General features: G+C 41.5%; 17 protein-coding genes. 10 read left to right on the top strand and 7 right to left on the bottom strand.

The genetic code is table 11. The features are described 5' to 3' along the window. Window positions 1-66: 66 nt before the first annotated feature. Entirely contained in the window at window positions 67-441 is a 375-nt protein-coding gene (gene rbfA / locus FC093_RS10410) for a 30S ribosome-binding factor RbfA (protein WP_137261713.1), read from the bottom strand. Window positions 442-528: 87 nt separating this feature from the next. Between rbfA and FC093_RS10405 the strand changes: the two genes are divergently transcribed. From FC093_RS10405 to FC093_RS10375, 7 genes are all read left to right on the top strand, one after another. Next, window positions 529-2,355, top strand: coding sequence for an ABC transporter ATP-binding protein (locus tag FC093_RS10405; protein WP_137261867.1), 1,827 nt, complete (start codon window positions 529-531; stop codon window positions 2,353-2,355). 76 nt (window positions 2,356-2,431) lie between these two features. Beyond that, a complete protein-coding gene (locus FC093_RS10400; protein ID WP_137261712.1) occupies window positions 2,432-3,394 on the top strand; it encodes an SGNH/GDSL hydrolase family protein in 963 nt (320 codons plus the stop codon). Between the two features lie 296 nt (window positions 3,395-3,690). Next, complete coding sequence (locus FC093_RS10395; RefSeq protein WP_137261711.1) at window positions 3,691-4,257, top strand: hypothetical protein; 567 nt, start codon at window positions 3,691-3,693, stop codon at window positions 4,255-4,257. Window positions 4,258-4,777: 520 nt separating this feature from the next. Further along, window positions 4,778-5,725 (top strand): sugar phosphate isomerase/epimerase family protein, encoded by a 948-nt coding sequence (locus tag FC093_RS10390; protein WP_137261710.1) that lies wholly within the window; start codon window positions 4,778-4,780, stop codon window positions 5,723-5,725. Between the two features lie 191 nt (window positions 5,726-5,916). Continuing rightward, window positions 5,917-7,284 (top strand): Gfo/Idh/MocA family protein, encoded by a 1,368-nt coding sequence (locus FC093_RS10385; protein WP_137261709.1) that lies wholly within the window; start codon window positions 5,917-5,919, stop codon window positions 7,282-7,284. Window positions 7,285-7,385: 101 nt separating this feature from the next. Then, a complete protein-coding gene (locus FC093_RS10380; protein WP_170971050.1) occupies window positions 7,386-8,147 on the top strand; it encodes a hypothetical protein in 762 nt (253 codons plus the stop codon). 153 nt (window positions 8,148-8,300) lie between these two features. Further along, on the top strand, window positions 8,301-9,821 hold the full coding sequence (locus FC093_RS10375) for a GH3 family domain-containing protein (protein ID WP_137261707.1): 1,521 nt from the start codon (window positions 8,301-8,303) through the stop codon (window positions 9,819-9,821). A gap of 76 nt (window positions 9,822-9,897) precedes the next feature. Here FC093_RS10375 and FC093_RS10370 read toward each other — a convergent pair whose 3' ends face one another. Next, window positions 9,898-10,515 (bottom strand): hypothetical protein, encoded by a 618-nt coding sequence (locus FC093_RS10370; RefSeq protein ID WP_137261706.1) that lies wholly within the window; start codon window positions 10,513-10,515, stop codon window positions 9,898-9,900. A 340-nt stretch (window positions 10,516-10,855) separates the two neighbouring features. On the opposite strand from FC093_RS10370, the gene FC093_RS10365 reads away from it, so the two are divergent. The 3 genes from FC093_RS10365 to FC093_RS10355 all read left to right on the top strand — a co-directional run bounded on the left by FC093_RS10365 (window position 10,856) and on the right by FC093_RS10355 (window position 12,287). After that, the gene (locus FC093_RS10365; RefSeq protein WP_137261705.1) at window positions 10,856-11,263 is read left to right on the top strand and encodes a hypothetical protein; all 408 of its coding nucleotides are present in this window, start codon (window positions 10,856-10,858) and stop codon (window positions 11,261-11,263) included. A 186-nt stretch (window positions 11,264-11,449) separates the two neighbouring features. Next, window positions 11,450-11,848, top strand: coding sequence for a hypothetical protein (locus FC093_RS10360; protein ID WP_137261704.1), 399 nt, complete (start codon window positions 11,450-11,452; stop codon window positions 11,846-11,848). A gap of 37 nt (window positions 11,849-11,885) precedes the next feature. Beyond that, window positions 11,886-12,287 carry a hypothetical protein gene (locus FC093_RS10355; protein WP_137261703.1) on the top strand — a complete coding sequence of 134 codons (402 nt, stop codon included), beginning with the start codon at window positions 11,886-11,888 and terminating at the stop codon, window positions 12,285-12,287. 56 nt (window positions 12,288-12,343) lie between these two features. Here FC093_RS10355 and FC093_RS10350 read toward each other — a convergent pair whose 3' ends face one another. From FC093_RS10350 to FC093_RS10330, 5 genes are all read right to left on the bottom strand, one after another. Next, window positions 12,344-13,426, bottom strand: coding sequence for a mechanosensitive ion channel family protein (locus FC093_RS10350; protein ID WP_137261702.1), 1,083 nt, complete (start codon window positions 13,424-13,426; stop codon window positions 12,344-12,346). A gap of 40 nt (window positions 13,427-13,466) precedes the next feature. Beyond that, window positions 13,467-14,477, bottom strand: coding sequence for an NAD(P)H-dependent glycerol-3-phosphate dehydrogenase (locus FC093_RS10345; protein WP_137261701.1), 1,011 nt, complete (start codon window positions 14,475-14,477; stop codon window positions 13,467-13,469). Window positions 14,478-14,892: 415 nt separating this feature from the next. Then, window positions 14,893-16,542, bottom strand: a complete 1,650-nt coding sequence (locus FC093_RS10340) for an OstA-like protein (RefSeq protein WP_170971049.1) — start codon at window positions 16,540-16,542, stop codon at window positions 14,893-14,895. After that, a complete protein-coding gene (locus tag FC093_RS10335) occupies window positions 16,520-17,536 on the bottom strand; it encodes an MlaD family protein (protein WP_137261699.1) in 1,017 nt (338 codons plus the stop codon). The genes FC093_RS10340 and FC093_RS10335 overlap by 23 nt, the downstream gene beginning before the upstream one ends. Before the next feature lie 211 nt (window positions 17,537-17,747). Then, on the bottom strand, window positions 17,748-18,755 hold the full coding sequence (locus FC093_RS10330) for an N-acetylmuramoyl-L-alanine amidase family protein (protein WP_137261698.1): 1,008 nt from the start codon (window positions 18,753-18,755) through the stop codon (window positions 17,748-17,750). Window positions 18,756-18,782: the final 27 nt, after the last annotated feature.

Raw genomic sequence — 18,782 nt, 5'->3', positions numbered from 1 at the left:
TTTCTTTGGGAAAATGACTTCTTTGCTGTTTAAAAACTCTCCGCCGGCTGGCGGATTGGGGGCTGCTTACTCCCCTTCAGGGGATGGAGGCGTTTGATGTATTTGTTTAAACAATTCTTCCATCTTAAACACATGCTCCAGCGTATCATCTTCATAAAAGTGCAGCACGGGTATGCGGCGTAGCTGGTGCTTGGCGCGTTCTGCAAATTCTTTCTTAATTTCCCAGGCGCTGTTTTCTATTCTTTTAAGCGTAGCTTTTTTATCATTTACCTGATAAAAGCTTAGGTAAATGCGGGCTTCCAGCAGGTCGGGCGTTACTTTTACCGATGAAATAGACACCATACCGCCATTCAGCATGTTCAATCCCAATCTCCTGAAAATCTCGTTGAACTCTTCCTGTATTACACTTGCTACCTGTCGCTGACGTTTTCCTTCTTGCATAACATTACCTTTGTGAGCTGTAAAATTACTATCATTTTACGGAGGCTGCGCATTTTGTTGCTTCCGGCATTACAAACTACTATTTTGATGAAGCAATACGCACGTGTTTTTTTTTACCTTAAACAATATAAACTCAACATTTTTTTATACTTTCTGTTTACGCTTTTGGCTATTGTTTTTTCTATTGTTTCGCTGGGTATGCTGATGCCTTTTCTGGAACTGATATTTAATGCCGGAAAAGAGAGTGCCATTGGCGGATTGACAACCAACAGCAGCAATCCGGTAATTGCTTTCATACGCGAACAGTTGATGAAAACAGTAAACCAGCCGGATGGAAAATTAAAAACGCTGCAATACATCTGTGTATTGATTGTAATCTTTATTTTCTTAAAAAATGTTTTTGTGTACCTTTCTTCTTACGTGCTCAATCCGGTAAAGAATGGTATCGTTAATCATCTCCGTTCCGATTTATACAATAAAGTATTGCAGTTGCCCATTGGCTATTTTACCGAAAAAAGAAAGGGTGATTTGATCAGCCGTATTACCAACGATATACAAGAAGTAGAAGCATCGGTAGTGGGCACTTTAGAAGGGTATGTGCGTGATCCGTTAACTATCCTGGGCAACTTTGCTTTCTTGTTTTATTTAAGTCCGCAGCTTACACTTTTTCTGCTCTTGTTTTTGCCGCTTATTGGTTTTGTAATTGGCAGAATCTCCAAATCACTTAAAAAGAAATCCGGCGAAGCGGCCTTGCGACAGGGTGAAGCAGTTTCTATTCTGGATGAAACATTAGGCGGCTTGCGTGTGATTAAAGCATTTAATATTGAATCGGTGCTCCGGAATAAATTTTTTAAGGTAAATGATGAACTGTTATTTGTAAAAAATAAAATTAATAACCGCCGCGATCTTGCATCACCTACCAGTGAATTGCTGGGTGTGATAGTGTTTGCTGCTATTTTGTGGTATGGCGGAAGCGGCATTTTGAGTGGCAAAATTCCGCTGGAAGGTGCTGCTTTCATTGGTTATCTGGCCCTGTTTTATAATGTGATTAATCCAGCAAAATCACTCTCTACTTCATTCAGTAATATGCGAAAAGGTGAAGCCGCCATTACAAGAATTGAAGAAGTGTTGAATGCAGACATAACGGTAGAAGATAAGCCGGACGGCATTCAGCTTACGCAGTTCAATAACAGCATAGAGTTCAGGAATGTTAGTTTTGCGTATGAAGATGTAACCATTTTAAAGAACATTAATTTAAAAATAGAAAAAGGCAAAACCGTAGCATTAGTGGGTTCTTCGGGTGCGGGTAAAAGTACATTAGCCGATCTGGTGCCGCGCTTCCATGATGTAACAAGCGGCGAATTGCTGATAGATGGTGTAAATATTAAAGACTACACTTTGCGAAGCCTGCGTAGCCAGATAAGCATTGTGACGCAGGAGCCTATTTTGTTTAATGATACCATTGAAGCCAACATTGCACTGGGCAAAGAAACACCATCCACCGATAGCGAGATAGAACATGCGGCGGCGGTGGCGAATGCTTTGAATTTTATCAAACAAAAAGAACACCGCTTTAAAACCAACATTGGCGATAGAGGCGGCAAGCTGAGCGGTGGCGAAAGACAGCGCATGACCATTGCACGTGCTGTTTTGAAAAATCCACCCATATTAATTTTAGATGAAGCCACTTCTTCACTCGATACGGAAAGTGAGCGGCTGGTGCAGGATGCCATCAACAACATGATGCAAAACCGTACCTCTATCGTAATTGCGCACCGGCTTTCTACCATTCGTCATGCCGATGAAATAATTGTATTGCAGCGGGGCGAAATTGTACAACGAGGCACACACAATCAACTGCTGCAAGAGGAAGGTTTGTATAAAAGATTGATTGAAATGCAGGAGGTGAAATGAGGAATAAATTTTATAATGCTGCCTTTATAATTTCAATAATTCAGTCTTGTACATTTAAACACTTTAAGATAGTAAGATGAAGATTATTGGCTTCTTTAAAACAAAAGTAACCTTGCTAATTGCTTTGTGTATAGTGTGTTCGTTTTGCTGCACTGCGCAGTCAAAATTATTAGATAGTGTTCACCGTATTGTTTTTTTGGGCAACAGCATTACATATGCCGGTAATTACATCACCGATTTAGAAGCTTATTTTATCACGCACTATCCGCAAAAGGCGTATGAATTTATTAATGTAGGCTTGCCCAGCGAAACGGTATCGGGTTTGTCGGAGCCGGGACATGCTGATGGTAAATTTCCGAGGCCCGATTTGCACGAACGATTAGCAAGAGTGCTATTGCTCACCAAGCCCGATCTTGTTTTTATCTGCTATGGTATGAATGATGGTATTTACCTGCCCTTTGATGAAAGCCGGTTTCAAGAATTTAAAGATGGATTAATAGATGTGCATAACCGCATTGCACAAACCGGCGCAAACATCATTCATCTCACACCACCGTATTACGATGAATTAAAAGGCAGGAACAAAGGCTACGAAGCAACGCTGGATAGATATGCTGATTGGGTGCTGGAACAACAAAAAAGTGCCGGCTGGAAAGTGATAGATGTCCATTATCCAATGAAGCAATTTACCAAAGCACACCGTGCAGTTGATAGTATCTTTGGTATTGCTGCTTTTGCACTGGCAAAAGATGGTGTACATCCCGGCGAAGCCGGACATTGGATAATGGCTAAACAAATATTATTGTATTTGGGTGAGAACGCAGTAGCTGCAGCACCCGATATACATGCGGCCATAGCTGCTGCATCTCAGGGAGAAGCTATTTTGAAACTGGTAGCGCAACGCCAAAGTGTAATGAAAGGTGCATGGCTCACGGCTGCGGGACACAAACGTCCTTTTATGAATGTTGGTTTGCCGCTTGATGAAGCGAAAGATAAATATATACAAATTGAAAAGGAGATACGTGGACTGCTGCAGTGATATGTATTTTGATGTTGCCGCCTATACAACTGAAGTGTGACGACGGTCCACTATAACTGCTATGCATTATGTTTCCTGCCTGTATATATAAAAGTTGCTGAAGGAGACAGGTGGTGAAATACAGTTATTTTCACTGCCACAAGAAACCCTATACTTGCTGCCTGCTTCTCTTTTATTTACCGGAAGATGCTAGTAAAGCAATTCTCGCATATTTATGCTATTTCCGGTGACTCACCCGCATTTTACTTTTGTGCCGTTAAAACAAAACAACCTGCAACATTCACAAACTACTTATTATGAAAAAACTAACCCTTAACAAACTCTTCTTTGCAATTGCAGCCTGCCTGCTAATGTCCTTTGCAACAATAAGCTGTTCAAAAGAGGGCGCTAAGCCAGATAATGGAGGTAACTATGGTACATATTATATTGATCCGCAACTGGTAGGAGAGTGGATGTGGACCAGCGGCAGCGATGGTGCTTATTACGACGAAAATGGTGTGTATCATGGCGCAGCTTATGGGTTTGCAACAAAGTTTACAGTAGATGCCAACGGCAATGGAACTTGCTTTCAACACGTATATTCGAGTATTGGCACCGGTACCGAACTGGCTGTAGATATTTCTTACAATGGCTATTACGAAATGGACGATGCCGGTAACCTGAACTTTTATCCGATGAGTGGTACTTACATATCAACCAGCGGCACCAACAGGCCCTTACATGGCGATGAGTTGTACAATCCTTCTACCGGCGGTGGCAGAATCTTAACCTACCCGTCTGTAAATTTTACTACCCAGGGCGGGCGTGAGTGTCTCACCGTTACTTACAGCGAAACCGAAACGGAGTTTTTTTATAAGTTATAAACGAGTTTTTCTCTTTAAGAATAATTTAAATAAACAGCATCAGCAGCAACGGCAATTCCATATCCAGAATTGCCTTTGCTGCTGATTAGCTTTTTGCTAATTGGTTGTTTAGAGCTAAACAAAATAATACCGACTGGTTAGCAAGCCGAGGATTTTCCCGGCAGAATAGGTCACGCAGTAAAATTTCAAATACTTATTTTATACACTCCTGTAAGCCCCAGTTCTTGCTTTCATTTATCATCCGTCATCTTGATAGCAACCTGGTATAAGTTGTTACTTTCTGTTGGATTTTAAGTTGAATTATTATATTTGTTTTCATCAATATAGCGGATAGTAAACCTTTATATACTCTTCTGAATGGATTGGATAAATTATCTCAAAGTAAAAGGCTACATTGTTTTTAGAATATTACCAGCTATGAAAAGGTGGTAAAAACAGTTGATGCGCACAAAATTTTTCTCAACTTCTTTTTCTCTTACGCTGTAAATAGTTTTATTTTGAACGAATCTATTTTACAGCTATGTCCCAGCCAATTACCCGTCGTACAGCTTTACAGTTATTTGGAGCATCCGCAGGCATTGCATTGCTCCCGCGTATAGGCAAAAGCGCAACAACGGCAGCACCGCCAGCCCATTCTTCTTTTACCTATTGTTTAAATATGGCTACCATCCGGGGGCACAATCTCGGCTTTGTAAAAGAACTGGAAACTGCTTCAAAAGCAGGCTTTCATGCTGTAGAAATATGGATAGATTCTTTACAAACGTATTTAAACAATGGCGGCACATTAACTGATGCAAAAAAACGCCTGAACGATTTAGGTATTACGGTAGAAAATTGTATTGGCTTTGCTCAATGGATTGTAGATGATGATACAGTGCGAAATAAAGGTATAGAGCAGATGAAAAAGGAAATGGATATGCTGGCGCAAATAGGTTGCAAACGCACGGCAGCTCCGCCGATGGGTGCTACCGAAACACCCGGGCTGGATTTAAACAAAATGGCCGAACGTTATCATGCCATACTGAAATTGGGTGATACTACCGGCGTTATACCGCAACTGGAAATGTGGGGCTTTTCAAAAAACTTAAGCCGCGCAAACGAAGTGTTGTATGTGGCTATGCAAACCGGTCATCCATCGGCAAAAGTACTGCTCGATGTTTTTCATTTGTATAAAGGCGGTACTCCGTTAGACACACTTCATATGATGAGTTCTTCGGCTACTGATATACTGCATGTAAATGATTATCCTGCTAATTTATCTGCTGCGGATATTACCGATGCAGACCGGATATACCCCGGTGATGGCATAGCACCTGTGAAACATATTTTAGGAATATTGCACAAGCAAGATCAGCCACTTATTATTTCAACAGAAGTATTCAACAAAAACTATTACAGCCAGGAGGCCTTAACTGTTGCAAAAACAGCATTAGCAAAGATGAAAGCAGTGACGAGCGGACTGGCATGAGATATTGATGAATAGTGAATGTGATAATAACCTGAGAAATGAAAAGTGAGCGGAGATCAAATTCATAACTGACAATCCAACACTCACCTGCATACTATTCACAATTGACAATTCACTATTCACCACTCACAAATTTTTCCGATCTTCAACGCCTAACACTATATTGATCACCAACTTAACGAAATGCTTGTATGAACGATTTTTCCATTCGTCGCCGCACACTTTTAAAAGGTGCAACTGCCTCTCTTGCTTTAGCTGCGCTCCATGCTTCGGGCATGGGTATGTTTTATCCATCCAAAACTTACCGGGTGGCTTTAATAGGAACAGGTTGGTATGGGAAAAACGATTTGTTCCGTTTAATTCAGGTAGCACCTGTAAATGTAGTGGCGCTGTGCGATGTGGATAAGCATCAGTTGGCGGAAGCTGCCAAAATGGTGAGCCAGCGATTGAAAACCAATAAAGCGCCACGCCTCTATAACGATTACCGGAAAATGCTTGCTGAAAATGAACTGGATATTGTGCTCATTGGTACACCCGATCATTGGCACGCGCTCACAGCTATTGATGCCATGAAGAGCGGCGCAAATGTATATGTTCAAAAGCCAATAAGTGTAGATGTGATAGAGGGCGAAGCAATGGTGGCGGCAGCCCGCAAGTATAACCGTGTGGTGCAAGTAGGCACGCAACGCCGTAGCACTCCACACCTGATAGAAGCGAAGCAAAAAATAGTAGATGCCGGCCTGCTGGGTAAAGTAGCGCATGTGGAAATGTGTTGTTATTATCACATGCGCAACAATAGCAACCCGCCCGTGCAACCTGTGCCCGACTTTTTAGATTATGAAATGTGGACCGGCCCTGCGCCATTGCGTCCGTACGACGGATTGCCGCATGTTGGCTGGTGGCGTGCCTTTATGGAATATGGCAATGGCATTGTAGGCGATATGTGCATCCACATGTTTGATGCCGTTCGCTGGATGCTGGATTTGGGATGGCCAAAACGCGTTAGTTCCACCGGTGGTATTTATGTAGAAAAAGGCGGCAAGTCTAATATTTCCGATACGCAATCTGCCTTGTTTGAATATGACGATTTGAATTGTATATGGCAGCACCGTACCTGGGGCACACCTGCCGATCCGGAGTATCCGTGGTCTTTCAAGATATATGGTGATAAAGGCACGCTAAAAGCGGATGTATTTAAGTACGAATTTATACCGGAAGGTAAAGGTGATAAAATACATGGCGATGTGTTGTATGAGAAGGAGAAATACCCTGAAGACGTAACGGAGCCACGCATAGAACTACACACCGCACCGGCTACGCGGCGGCACCTGCTCAACTTTTTGGGTGCTATTGAAAGCGGGAGTCGCCCGGTAGCAGATATTGAGCAAGGGCATATTTCTACTGCCAGTTGTATTATGGCTAATCTGTCTATGAAAATAGGTCGCCCGCTGGTGTACGATCCGCAAAAACGAATGATCGTAGGGGATGAAGCGGCAAATCAGTTATTGCAGCGTCCATATCGTGGTGAATGGAAGCATCCGAAACCGGAGGAGGTGTAGGAGGAGTATATATTTCTTTATCCTTATCTCATACTTTATTGTGATTGCTATTTAGGTAATTTAAAGTAAAAGAAAAACAATATTTTATTACTTAACTGCTCATGCTAAATACAAGGGTTATCTTTTTACTTTCATTGATTGTTATGTGCTTTAATTCCTGCGTGTCTCTTTTTCAAAATAAGGAGGAGGGATTATGGTTTTATACATACAGCAGTGGAGAATCTTCATTTGGCTTTAAACTTACACCTGCCAGCTTTTTGTGTCTAAATCCTGATAAAAGTTTTACACTTGATTTTGGTAAGTTTCAATACGGTAAATGGACAACTAAGGGCGATACCCTTGTACTAAATGCCTCCAAACCGTACTATTTTCTTATAAATAATATAAGTGGCACAGATATGAGATTAAACCCCGAGCCAGGGGTCATCTGCAATTTTGAAAAGCAGCTTTACTCTTTTTCGGCAGATGCGATAAAGCCATTCTCGTTAAAAGACAATCAATGGCGCGTACCTGCGAGACATAAGGAAACACCAGCACAGATAAAAGAGCGCTTAGTAAATCATTGTCATTTCTGGAAGGATTACTTTACATGGGCGCTTCACAATGATATGGCTACTATTGATGTAAGAAGTACCCCAACACCTATCAAAATATATGGTAACGGATTTGCACTGAAAGCATTTGAAGATCTGCCATCTGAGTGGCAAAACTGTTTCTATGATACAGAAGACTGTAAGCTGGCTAATACAATACTGCAACATTTATTTGAACACAACGATATAGCCTGGGCACATACAGACAATAAGTATAAAATGTTTATAGGTGCATTTGAACAGATAGAGCAATTGCTGCAAGCTGACTAATCCCGTGGTAAAGTAAAGATAATATATCCGCTTTGGAACATTCCATCGTCCTTTAAAAATTCAGCGCAGTGTACCCAAAAAGTCTAATTGAAACGCCTCCAAAAACGTCAGGTACAGATATTGCTCAACCCATAGCAAAACAAAAAAATTCGCATGGCGCTACTTGGTGGAGTAATTAAAAAAGCAATAGATTTCAATGGGTTAATCAATCGTGAACCTAACCCGAACAAAGCACAGAAGGCTGTTCTTTTACAATTGCTGAATAAAGCAAAACATACTGCCTTTGGGTTAAAACATAAGTTTAACGAAATTTTGAATAGTGAGGATCCGGTTGGTGCTTTTCAGCAACGTGTGCCGGTATATGACTACGATGCCATGTATGAGGAATGGTGGCATTATCTGTTGGAAGGGCACCAAAATGTAACCTGGCCAGGTGGTCAAAAATATTTTGCCCTGAGCAGCGGTACTACCAGTGATAAAAAATACATTCCCGTAACGCCCGATATGATCAATGCTATCAGAAAGTCAGGTGTTCAGCAAATACTAAGTCTCAAAAACTTTGATTTACCAACCGATTTTTTTGAAAAGGACATTTTAATGCTGGGCAGCAGCACTAATCTCATCGAGCAGGAAGACCATTTTGAAGGAGAGATCAGCGGGATAAGCGCTGCCAATATACCGGCGTGGTTCAGTACATTTTACAAACCAGGTGCGGAGATTGCCTCCATCCCAGACTGGGACGAGAAGGTAAGGCGCATTGCGGAGGAAGCACCTAAATGGGACGTGGGCAGCATATCGGGCATTCCTTCGTGGGTAGAATTAATGCTTAAAGAAATTATCAGCTACAACAATCTTACTACCATTCATGATATCTGGCCCAACCTGCAGGTGTACACTTCGGGAGGCGTTGCTTTTGAACCTTACCTCATGAGCATGGAAAAGCTACTCGCCAAACCTTTAATCTATATTGATACTTACCTTGCATCGGAAGGATATTTAGCAACACAAAAAAGACCCGACACCAATGCGATGGCACTGATCGTTAATAACGGTATTTTTTTCGAATTCGTTCCCTTTTTTGAGGAAAATATAGACGAGGACGGGCGGGTAAAGCAGGGTGTAAAAGTGCTTACATTGGAGCAAGCAGAAGAAAACAAAGAATATGTGTTGCTTATCTCTACGGTATCGGGCGCCTGGCGGTATATGATTGGCGATACAGTGATGATTACAGATAAAAAAAGATCCGAAATTAGAATAAGCGGACGTACCAAACATTATTTGAATGTTGTGGGCGAGCAACTTTCCATTCAGAAAATGAACATGGCTATAGAAAAGCTGGAACACGCGTATGAGATGGAAATTAAGGAGTTTGTTGCTGCAACTGTTTTTGAAGATGAACAATATAAAATGAAATGGGTAATTGGAACAGACAAAGAAATTGATGCTGAAAAAGCAGCGCAACTGATAGATGAAGAACTGTGCAGTAACAACAAGAATTATAAAGTAGCCCGCACCAAAGCATTGAAAGGAGTAGAGGTAGAGGTGGTTCCTGTAGAACAGTTCTACAACTGGAGCGAGGAATTTAAAAAGCTTGGCGGGCAGGCAAAAATTCCACGCGTAATGAAAGAAGAAGCCTTTAATGAGTTTAGAAATTATGTATTACAATTAGCTTAAGATAGTTGTTGTTTTTGAGAGCAGGATACATAAAGTCAAATGTGACTTTGTGTATCCTTTTTGAACAAAGCAGACATTAAGCCTGTTTTTGTTGTCCTTCCAGTCTCTTTTCTTCCAGTTTTTTAATTTGTTCTACAATCACATCGGGCGAGAGATATAGCCTTGCAATTTTATTCTTGTATGCCTGTGGCAGTTCTGCATGGTCTAAAATAAACCGTTTAGTAGCAATAATATATTTGCCCAATCCGCGCTCAACCGCATACGTATCAGCAACCCGCTCTGCACTTTTGACATAATCAGCAGAAAAATAATAGCCGAGGCCAAACGAAACCATTCCGGTATTGCTCCTGCGTTCATAATCCAGTATATGTCCAAGCTCATGACCTATCCATCCAATCATTACCTCATCGGGAATTTGCTGGATAGGAATTTGCGTATGTATAAGCTTAAACTGCGCACTGATATTTATTCTGTAACGCCTGTTTTTTCTCTTTAGCAGCAGTGTGGTAAACACCGGCTGCGCCTGCATTACAGAAGTTTTGATGTTTGTTTTAAAAACAAACCGGATGATGGTGTTTTTTAATTCAGGATAAAAAGATAATGCAGTAAGCACATTTTGCTCTATTACAGCAGGTATTTGCTTATTGTGTTTGTTTTGTAAAAGTTCCGGTCGTATTTTGTCCTTCGTATTCATGCTGTTTTAAGTACGTTTCCTGCGTATAATAAATCTCCCTGTTCCAAATATCAGACACTTAAGTGAGCAAATAAAAAGCCAAGTGCCTTTAAGCCGTACCCTCACTTCTTTTAAATGTCATTAAAATATCAATCTGTAGTTTCTATTTAAAATTGTAGAGCTTCTGCAACCTGTTGTTTTGTTGCGGGTCGTGTATAAAACCAGGTCGTTTTAAGTTTTCTACATATATCTTCCACAAAAATTAGCTGTTATTGTTGCAATTGATAAGTAGGTTAGTCAAAATTTTTCTTTTGGTTGGAATGGGTTTTGTAATTTGTCCTTCTAAACAAAAACGATTGTTATGATAAAATTCAGCGAACTCAAAGAAGGCGATTATGTAATGGTTGATTTTGAAGGTAAAATGTGGCGGGGAGTAGTAACCGACCTTAACCACGATGAAAAACAGATATGCGTGGAAACAGAAGTGCAGGACTTTTGGTACGAGCCCGCGCACGTATATCCTATACCTCTCAACGATGAAGAGCTGATGCGGCTGAATTTTACGAAAGAGATACAGGAAGATGGCAGCGTAAAATATAAGAAAGGTCCCTTTCGGCTGGAGATACCCGAGCCTGATAATTTTTCTCAATTAGAGATGTGGTACCGCGAAGATAGAAGGCACAACCCGCGGGTGCATTACATACACGAACTGCAAAATCAATACCTGCAAATGACCAAGGTGCACCTCACCGACCAGGTGATTGCCTAACCTGATTCACTTGTTTTAATATAGTGGATTATATCACATCGTTGCTTTGTATAGTTTGGTTTTCATACATCCACAGCGGCAAGCATAATCCAGAATATTCAATTAACAGCACTTTAAATAAAAGCATTAAACGGCAACAAGACAAACCTGTCTTTGTTGCCTATTTTTATTTATAAACTTTTTATTATGAAAAAACTCTTTTTGCTGTTATTTAGTGTAGTTACTTTGGCCATGGCTGTTCAGGCACAGGATAGCACCACTGCCATTCGCCATCACAAACACGACAGAGGCACTGCTATAAAACAGCAACGTATGGATATGATGCAGCAGCTCAATCTTACCGATGAGCAAAAAGCGAAAATGCAACAGCTGCATAATGAGCAAAAAGCGAAAATGGATTCCATTCGCAATGGTAACCTGGGCAATGAGGAAAAGATGACACAGCTAAAAGCCCTGCGCGACAGCCAGCGGAAGGCTATGGAAGAGGTGCTGACGCCGGAACAAAAAACAAAATGGCAGCAGCTACGCACGGCGCAAATGGAAAAGCGTAAGGCTCAGAAACAGGATGCTGACTCTACCGAGTAACTGTTAATGAAATTGCATGGCATATAAAATACCAAATATGAAACGTATTGTTTTGGGTTTAATCTTATCTGGGTTAGTAATATCTGCTCTTTTCATTACAGGTCATGCTTTTGCCCAGACCCAAAAGCAGTACGATAAAATGAAGGAGCGCATAAAAAAAGAGCTGAATGTAGATGAAGCAAAAGCCGACTCTACTGCTGCTTTGTTGAAGCGGTATTTTACTAAGATAAGAGGCATCAGAGATAATGAAGGTATGAGCGATCAAAACAAGCAAATAGCTTTGAAGAGAGAGAAGAAGAGAGAAGTGGCAAAATTAAAGACCTTCCTTACCAGCGATCAGTTGAAGAAGCTGCGCCAGATGGTACGGGAATACAAGGATATGCGACAACAAAATAACGAGCAGCCGGTAGATACCTCGCTTAGTAAATATTATTTTTAATCAGGTTGGGCCAAGCGCTACTTAGTAAGCCGCAGCAAACAAGTGCTGCGGCTTTTCTATGCAGGTACATTATTATTTTCGGAGGCAACAATAACCCTCGTTTGCGGCAGGCTTTGCGGGTAATGCGTTTTAATATAGTTAAGCAGATTTTCGCGCAAAAAGCAACGCAGGTCGAAGGATTGAGAGGCATTGTTGGCGCTTATTAAGCAGCGTAACTCTACAGCCGTATCGGTAAGGTTAGTTACCTGCAGTGCTGCCACGCGCTTATCCCACCATTCACTATTTTGTACCAGGCGCAAAAATTCTTTACGTATTTCCTCTACCGGTACATTGTAATCTAAGTACAGCATGGCAGTGCCCATTATTTCCGAGCCGGTGCGCGTCCAGTTTTGAAAAGGTTTTTCTATAAAGTAATTAATAGGCAGTATCAGCCGCCGCTGATCCCAAAGCAGCAGCACTACATACGTAAGCGTTATTTCTTCTACTCTTCCGTATTCACCTTCTACTACCAGTACATCATCGAGGCGTAATGGCTGCGTAAAGGCAATCTGAAAGCCTGCCAGTAAATTGGACAGGGATTTTTGTGCGGCGAAACCCACTATTATACCACCCACGCCAACACCGGTAAGCAAGCCAGTGCCTAATGCCTTCAGTTTATCGAAGCTGAGTAATATAATACAAAGCGTTATAAAAATAATAGTGCCCACTACCAGCCGCCTGATAAACTGCAATTGCGTACGCACTTTACGTTCGCGCAGATTATCCGCCTTTTTTAAGTTGTAATGGTAATAAACATAATCTTCTGCAATTTTTACAATACCAATCAAGATGGCGGCAACCGCAATGGTGAGCAAAATCTCCAGCGTTTTGTTCAGTGTAAGCATTTGTTTTCTTTGCATTACCATAAATGGAGACAGCATATTCAATATAAATAAGGGCAAAAAAACATTGAACGGTGGCCCGAGCCTGCGAATAATCGAGCGGTATAAAGAATAATCTTCCGCTTTAGTTTTTTGCTTTAGTAAAAGCGATAAGATAAACCGTAACAATAAGCCGGAAAGAATAGCTGCTGCTACCAGTACAAGGTTCCATAAAACAGGAGGCAATTGTTGTAAGTAATCAATGATGTCTTCGAGCATAGATATAGTTAAAATCCGGTGGTTTTTATACAATTATATTTTATATTAATTCCGCTTCCAGCTTTTTGAAAGCGGTATGTGGAGCAACATGCTGCCACAAAATACTGTACACTGCATTAATAATGGGTATAGATGCTTGCACCTGAATATTGGTATGATGGATACATTTGCTTGCATTATAGCCTTCGGCTACCATGTTCAGCTCCAGTTGTGCAGCTTTTACGGAGTACCCTTTGCCAATCATGGTGCCAAACATTCTGTTGCGGCTGTAGAGCGAGTAGCAGGTTACCAGCAGATCGCCCAAATACACCGATGAAGTATAATTGATTATCTCCGGGTTGCAAGGTATTTCGTGTTCCTGTACCAATTTCTTTAAAAAAATAATCATCTCGTTGGCACAATTAGCAATGTAAACACTTAAGAAATTATCGCCGTATTCCAGTCCATGCGCAATACCGGCGCCTAAGGCATATATGTTTTTCAGTACAGCAGCATATTGCACACCTATCACATCGTGGTTGATGATGGTGTTTAAATAACTGTTGGTAAAATAAGATGCAATTGCTGTGCACATTGCTTCATCTAACCCCGAAAAAGTAAGATACGACAGTTTTTCGGCAGCTACTTCTTCGGCATGGCAGGGTCCAAGAAGGGTGAAATAATTGCGCAGGTCTATGGAGAAATGATGTATCAAAAAATCATTCACCAGTTCATTACAATCGGGCAAAATGCCTTTGACCGCCGATATTATTTTTTTATTATTAAAGGCATTCTTAGGCAATCCTTCCAGCGTTTGCTTTACAAAAGCTGATGGTACAGCAATGATGATCACATCGGCATGTTGTATTACTGCTGCTACCTGATGGCTCATGTTTAATAAGGCAGTATTAAAATAAGCCGTATGCAGGTAATGCGGGTTGTGCCTGCGCTGCTGTATATGGTGAATGGTTGCCTCATTGCGTATCCACCACGCAATAGGATGCTGGTTGTCGGTCAATATTTTTGCTAGTGCGGTAGCCCAGCTTCCGCTGCCAATGATTCCGAAACGCATACGCCAATGTTATGCGGCAAACTTACAAAATAGCGGAGAAGTGAATGGCATATTGCTATATAGGGGAAAGTTGTATAAGCTGCAAACAGGAAGTTCCATGCTATGCGAAGCTTTGATAACCATTAGTGTTCAAAATTTGAATTCCCTTGCTTTTTATTGCAAGTTACATTCAAGCCTTACTCTTTGAGCTTGTCATGCTAACGAAGGAAGCATCTGAGGATAGTAGTAAAATGCCCTTTACATTGAATTTGATTTACAACATGGCGCGGATGCTTCGTACCGTAGTATGGCAAAAGCTGAGAGTGGTTGTAGCCTTAAATTGTATAAAAAGTAAGCGATAAGATATTCCGGATGTTTATAACCTTCACACTTCCGCGCAGCGCAAATACAATCCTATTTCTGCAAAGAATAAGATTTACGTACCAAACAATTCATCTTTACTCTTAGGTCGCTTATCTATTTGCCAGTTAAAACCGCGCAGCTTTAATTCTTCATGATTTACCTGCCGCATGGGATAAAACGTGCCTTTTAAATCGCTGCGCCTGATGACTTTGTACGGTTTCTGATCTCTGAAATACGTATCTATTATATCGCAGCTCGATTTATCTACCCCTACAAATTTTTTATTATCATCCTGCGTGTAGTACACCGCTTCGGCATTACCCTGCGTATGAATGTGATTAATACGCCCGCTATCAAAATAGCTGTTGAGAATTCTGCCGCTTACCTGGTTAAAAAAAGCACTGCTGTCCACATCGCTTATTACCAGCGCATTTTCAAATACATACAGCCGTTCCGGTTTTTTATTTTTGGTAAATAAATAAATAGTATCGCCGGTTATCTGGCTGTTGCTCGACCAGATAACCGGGTTGGTAAGCAGTCGGAAAACCGAGTCCATGCTGGAATAAAATAAACTATCGGCTGTGGCCTGCAGCGAATCGCTGAAGATGCGCACGTTATAATATGCTTCAAAATAGCGGTCGCGCGCGCTGTCTTGTTTGGTAAAAGTCATGCTGTCGAGCGACGGCATAGAGTCGCGCACTGCCGGCACGTTACGAATGCCTTTTAACATCGAAAGCTTGCCGGAAAACAAGGTATCGGCTGCTATAAACAAAGAATCATTATTTTGCTTCACCATCATCACCGGATGCTCTGTAGCCAGCAGCGAACCTGCATCACGATTGGTTTTTACATTGTTGGCAAACATTGCCAGACCCTGCGCCGTATCGCGAAAAATAACATTACCCCTTGCTTCAGCAAAGCCGGTGGAGTCGTTGCCCGCTGTTTCATCAGCTATCAATAACGAAGTGCTGTCTTGTATAATGGGTCTTTGTCCAAAATAAGATTCCTTGGAAGTAAGATTGTAATAACCGTTGGTGGTATTGATTTTTTTTGTTCCGAAGGTAATAATGGTTGGTACGGTAAAGGTAGTAATAGTAGTATACGTATTGTACAGCAGCGTATCTGTTGTTACTCTATAATCGGGATTGACCAGCAGCACATCTTTTTTGAAATATGCATCGCGCGTTTGTCCATAGTAGTAGCCTTCTTTGCTGGTAAGCGTAGTGGTGCCATTTACCAGTTTGCCACCTTGCGAATAAGTGCCTATTTTATTTTGCGTATCATACTCCAGTTCGGGCGTGGTAAGCACGCCTTTGCCATCGGTGAGGCGCACATTATTTTTAAGAAAAGCCCTTTTATCATTTCCAATGTAGCGCAGGTAATCGGCGTAAGTGTGCACGCTGTCGGCATTATTAATATGTACATGGCCAAATGCTTCGAGCGTATTAATGCGCTGGTTAATGATGGCGCTGTCGCAATAAAAAGTGTTGTTTTGCTGCTTTACCACCACACTGCCCGCAAGAATCTGCAGGTCGGTACTGTCGTTCAGCTTTTTAAAGTTCAGCTTATCGGCATGTACAATATTAATGCGCCGGTCGCTACCGCTATTGGGCGCCGGCTGCTGGGCAATAATGCTATTGCACCACCATAAAAAGATAAAAAAAATAATGGCTTTGATGCCGTAATAACCACTCATGCTGCTATGGCTGTTGAATAATGACAACGGTATCCTGCTTTAGCGGCGAGGTTATATAATTTCCTTTATCTTTTTTACCAAATAAAGAAATATTTACATACCGTTTAGGATGAACACGAAGGTCGTCCATTAATGTATGCAAACTGATAGCGGTATTGTTTAAATTATTATAAAGCTGCCGGTCGTACAGCAAGGCGCCAATGGAGCTTTTGGGCGAATTGAGTTGTGCCATTGCACTATCCAGCCGTGCGCTTGCAGTACTTAATTGGTTCATTACACCCTGAATATCTGCCTTTGCCAGATTGTTGGTAACGCTATCTACATTTTGCAATGTATGTGTAAGTGTACTATTGTTTTCTGCCAGATTTTTGGAGAATGATTGCAGGTTGCCCAGTGTGCCGGCTAATGCGCCGGTTTGTGTATCGAGCAGTCTGTTGAGCGAAGCAGAGGCTGTAACGAGTGCTGCGGTGGCATCGTTGATATTGGCAACGGTAGATTGCAGGTTGCCTTTTACGCGCGGATCGAGTATAGAATTAAAGTTTTTGAGCACTGAATCCAGCGAGTGAAACGTGGAGGTTAACTGGTCAACTACAGGTCCCATTTTATTGGTGAGGGTACCCAATAAACCGCTTTCTTCCGCTGTGCGGATGGTGTCTTCATTTTTAAAGTAAGCAGAGCTATTGCCGGGATTTATTTCAACACTGGGCGAACCCAATGGATTGGAATTGATCGTAGCAACAGAATTCTTTGGAATATCGAAGGACTCTTTTAATTTGATAGTTACTACCAGTTGGGTTACTGTTTTATTGGCGGGCTCTATTTCATATACACTGCCTATCTGGTAGCCATTCATATATACGGCATTAGAGGGTGCAAGCGCTTTTGTATCTTTATAAATAGCATACAAAAAATTGCCGGATTTAAAAAAGCTTTTCCCTTTCAAAAAATTAAATCCAAGTATCAGCAAGGCGACAGCTATAACAGTTAGGGCGCCAATTTTGGTCTCATTCGATATTTTCATCAGCTACTATTATTTTACGGTGTAATTCAGGGCTGTTCTTTGTTCTATAAATTCGTGCCAAACAAACACTTAGTGTTGGCATTTAAAACAGTACCTTTCATTAAACCGCGCAAAAATAGAGCTTAAATAGCAATGGTACTTAAGAGAAAGTGATGAGCAGCATGACTGTTATATTTTTTATAAACAAACAGCCATGCTGCTCATTGCCTTTTTACTTTAAAGCGTTTACCTGCTGCTGGGTAGAATCGGTTTGAGCAGTAGTAGGAATGGCACCGTTTTCAAGGCTTTCTTTATAGCGCAGCACTGCCCGCATAATGGCATAAGCCACTTCGCTTTGCCCTTTGTCGCTATCAAGATAGTCTTCTTCTTCACGGTTGTTTACAAAGCCGGTTTCTACCAGTATGCTGGGCATAGCCGTAGCCTGCAATACCCAAATACCTTTATTATCACGCTGCTTGGCACCGCGATCTACACGACCTTGCTTGGCAAACTCTTCCTGTACATATTCGGCCAGCATACGGCTGTAGTTGAAATATTTTTTGGTACGGAGAGAAGCAAGAATTTTTTCTGTTGGTGTATCAAACATCAGATTGCTGGTAGAATCATCCGGCTCGCCGCTTTCTTCACCAGCGCCAACAAAGCTCTTCTTCGAGTCGTTTTTACCTACAGCCCAAATAAAAGTTTCAGTTCCTATGGCACTGGTACCCAAATTGTAAGACTTATATATTGGGACTGATCTTGTATGCTTAATCTTTTTTCTTTTGCTGCCTTTGCCGCTGTAAGTGTAGTATGTCTGCGTTTTGTGTCCAATCACTTCCCTGCGGTAGCTATCGGAACCGGAGTTGAGGTGGATGCTGATAAATAGGTCGCCATGGTTTTCGTTGGCAATTTGCGCACGGCGCCTGTTAGCAACATCTTTATCGGTTAAATGGTCTGGTAAATATTCGTCGGTACGGGTATAAACAATATTGATACCGGGTAAATTTTGTTTCAACTGCTCGCCCAGCTTAAGTGCAATTTTTAGTGCGTAATACGACTCAGTACCGTTTTTTCCATCAGCGCCGGGGTCGGGCAGTCCATGACCAGGGTCTATAATAATGGTACGCAAAACCGGCCGCTGCGCAGATATATTGGTTACATCGGTGGAGGGTGTTGTAAAAGCACTGCTTATTAATACTGCTACTATCCAACAAAAGGAAAGAAAAAATTTTTTAAACATATTCACGTATCATTAAGGTTAAATATA

Source organism: Ilyomonas limi (genome assembly GCF_005233845.1).
In the GTDB taxonomy this organism is placed as follows: Bacteria; Bacteroidota; Bacteroidia; order Chitinophagales; family Chitinophagaceae; genus Ilyomonas; species Ilyomonas limi.
The sequence above is the reverse complement of the archived record's forward strand: the minus strand, read 5'-3'. Positions and strand labels throughout refer to the sequence as shown.

Coding starts and splice junctions, on each gene's coding strand:
- FC093_RS10405 (WP_137261867.1), top strand. CDS start 529: ATGAAGCAATACGCACGTGTTTTTTTTTACCTTAAACAATATAAACTC.
- FC093_RS10365 (WP_137261705.1), top strand. CDS start 10,856: ATGATAAAATTCAGCGAACTCAAAGAAGGCGATTATGTAATGGTTGAT.
- FC093_RS10380 (WP_170971050.1), top strand. CDS start 7,386: ATGCTAAATACAAGGGTTATCTTTTTACTTTCATTGATTGTTATGTGC.
- FC093_RS10335 (WP_137261699.1), bottom strand. CDS start 17,536: ATGAAAATATCGAATGAGACCAAAATTGGCGCCCTAACTGTTATAGCT.
- FC093_RS10330 (WP_137261698.1), bottom strand. CDS start 18,755: ATGTTTAAAAAATTTTTTCTTTCCTTTTGTTGGATAGTAGCAGTATTA.
- FC093_RS10355 (WP_137261703.1), top strand. CDS start 11,886: ATGAAACGTATTGTTTTGGGTTTAATCTTATCTGGGTTAGTAATATCT.
- FC093_RS10385 (WP_137261709.1), top strand. CDS start 5,917: ATGAACGATTTTTCCATTCGTCGCCGCACACTTTTAAAAGGTGCAACT.
- FC093_RS10395 (WP_137261711.1), top strand. CDS start 3,691: ATGAAAAAACTAACCCTTAACAAACTCTTCTTTGCAATTGCAGCCTGC.
- FC093_RS10370 (WP_137261706.1), bottom strand. CDS start 10,515: ATGAATACGAAGGACAAAATACGACCGGAACTTTTACAAAACAAACAC.
- FC093_RS10375 (WP_137261707.1), top strand. CDS start 8,301: ATGGCGCTACTTGGTGGAGTAATTAAAAAAGCAATAGATTTCAATGGG.
- FC093_RS10345 (WP_137261701.1), bottom strand. CDS start 14,477: ATGCGTTTCGGAATCATTGGCAGCGGAAGCTGGGCTACCGCACTAGCA.
- FC093_RS10360 (WP_137261704.1), top strand. CDS start 11,450: ATGAAAAAACTCTTTTTGCTGTTATTTAGTGTAGTTACTTTGGCCATG.
- rbfA (WP_137261713.1), bottom strand. CDS start 441: ATGCAAGAAGGAAAACGTCAGCGACAGGTAGCAAGTGTAATACAGGAA.
- FC093_RS10400 (WP_137261712.1), top strand. CDS start 2,432: ATGAAGATTATTGGCTTCTTTAAAACAAAAGTAACCTTGCTAATTGCT.
- FC093_RS10390 (WP_137261710.1), top strand. CDS start 4,778: ATGTCCCAGCCAATTACCCGTCGTACAGCTTTACAGTTATTTGGAGCA.
- FC093_RS10350 (WP_137261702.1), bottom strand. CDS start 13,426: ATGCTCGAAGACATCATTGATTACTTACAACAATTGCCTCCTGTTTTA.